This window comes from Streptomyces sp. NPDC056160, assembly GCF_042268205.1.
In the GTDB taxonomy this organism is placed as follows: Bacteria; Actinomycetota; Actinomycetes; order Streptomycetales; family Streptomycetaceae; genus Streptomyces.
The window spans coordinates 1-1,349 of record NZ_JBHJUW010000350.1 but is presented as its reverse complement, the minus strand read 5'-3'; the positions used below and the strand labels follow the sequence as shown (position 1 = coordinate 1,349).

Annotated in this window: 1 pseudogene; it reads right to left on the bottom strand. The window is 68.8% G+C overall.

Annotated features, from left to right (window positions below):
• Window positions 1-197: 197 nt before the first annotated feature.
• Window positions 198-1,112: pseudogene (locus tag ACFC02_RS42660) on the bottom strand (ISAs1 family transposase); the annotation flags it as partial.
• Between the last annotated feature and the right edge of the window lie 237 nt (window positions 1,113-1,349).

The window sequence follows — 1,349 nt, the reverse complement described above, 5'->3', positions numbered from 1 at the left end:
CAAGGCTTCGGCGTAGTCGCATGACGTCCGGTTCGTGATCATTCGAGGCCGAGGAGTGCGAGGGGGCGGCGGGGGTCGCGGGCGTTGCGGCGTAGGCCGGCCGCGATGTTGTTCACTCCGGCCGTGCGGAGGGCTCCGATGGCGAGGTTGCGCCAGGTGGCCATCGCGCGGGGCGCGTTGCCGGTCCGCAGCTGGGAGGCGTCCTCTGCGAAGGTGGTGTCGCGGACATGGTGCAGGGTTTCGATCTTCCAGTGGTTGCGGACCAGTTCGGCGAGCTGGGCCGCGGTGGCCTGCTCGGCGGTGAGGCTGGTGACGGCGTAAACCGTCTTGACGGTGGTCTTGCCGGTCTTGCGGTCGGTGCGCCGGCGCTTGATCTGGACAGCCTGGCGGGCTCCGGGGAAGAGGAGGCTGTTCACGGTGGCGACCTTGATCCGGCGGATCTCCGAGCGGCCGTGGCCGATGCCCCGGGTGCGTCCCTGAAGCGGGATGTCCTTCCAGGGAAGGGACGTGAGCTGCCGGCGCAGCTTCTTCTGGTTGCCCTTGACGATCACGATGTAGTGGGCGCCCCGGCCGAGGAGGTAGTCGGCGTGCTCGCGCTGGGTGTGCATCGCGTCGCTGGTGACGACGGCTCCTGCCAGGTCGGCGACGGTGTCCAGCAGCGGCTGGAAGCAAGTGATCTCGTTCGTCTTCTCGCCGACGTCCAGCTGGGCCAGGATCAGGTCGGTGGTGTGCTCCAGTGCGGCGAGCAGGTGGATCTTGCGGCCCTTCGCTTTGGCCGCGCCGCGCAGACTTTTGCCGTCCACTGCGAGGCCGCGCAGTCCGGTTGCCTTCGGGCGTCGGTCGGCGAGCCAGCGTCCGACCGCCCGGTCCAGCGCGTCGCCGTCGATGCGGGTCAGCAGCCGCCTGACCGTTGTTTCCGCAGGCAGGAACCGCTTCGGGAACAGTGGGTCGAGGCGTATGCCGAGGCTTTCCAGGGTGTGCGGCGGGGCGTCGGCGATCCACTCGCTGACTGCCAGCAGGGTGGTCGCCCCCGCCAGAACCGCACACGCGGTCAGCGCGAGCACAGCAACCAGAGCGTGCCGTACGCCGCGTGGGTCTCGCGGGTCGGGCACCTCGGCCAGCCGCTCCAGCAGGCGCGGGACCTCGTCGGATACGGCCGCGGGATGCTCGCGAAGCTGGTCAAGGGCAGGCGGGATCAGCGATGATGCGTCGGCAGGCACGGTCTTCCACTCGGATCACGGGACGTAGAGAACTCCATGATCTTGGAAGCCGTGCCTGTCACGTTTCGGGCACCGCCGAGCTGACAGAACATCACAAACTGGGCGTCACGCGACTACGCCGAAGCCCTG